This is a genomic window from Paenibacillus sp. EKM301P (genome assembly GCF_011800295.1).
Taxonomy (GTDB): Bacteria; Bacillota; Bacilli; order Paenibacillales; family Paenibacillaceae; genus Paenibacillus; species Paenibacillus polymyxa.
This window is the reverse complement of record NZ_JAALFM010000096.1, coordinates 1-422: the sequence shown is the minus strand read 5'-3', so window position 1 is coordinate 422 and position 422 is coordinate 1. Positions and strand designations below refer to the sequence as shown.

Genomic DNA, 422 nt, shown 5'->3' with positions numbered 1-422 from the left:
TGCTCTACCTGCTGCTCCACCGGGTAATTTTCAAATATCATAATATGGTTGATTAAATCCTGCTTCTGCTCGGTCAGTGCTTGAATTTCATACAGCGGGAATGCATCGTAAGCATTGGAAGCCAGCGCCTGCCGCTGTGTTCGTTTCATCAGCTCAACAAAGCTTTCACCTGGTTCAGACTGCACACGCACTGGAATTGTATTGATAAATAGCCCGATCATGTGCTCCACACCTGGAATATCCCCTGGACGACCGGACACAACGCTGCCGAACACGACATCCGTACTGTTGTTATATTTCTGCAACAAGACGCCCCATACCGTCTGAATCAGCGTATTGATCGTGACCTGATTTTGCTTCGCCACCCGTTCGATCTGGGCAACCAGCTCTGGCTGGAATTCGCAATCCAGATCTTCAGCGAT

Annotated in this window: 1 protein-coding gene; it reads right to left on the bottom strand. The window is 49.1% G+C overall.

Features of this window, described 5'->3' with window-relative positions; translation table 11 throughout:
* A partial coding sequence (locus HFD99_RS24995) for a condensation domain-containing protein (RefSeq protein ID WP_238797313.1) occupies positions 1-422 on the bottom strand: 422 nt, incomplete at both ends.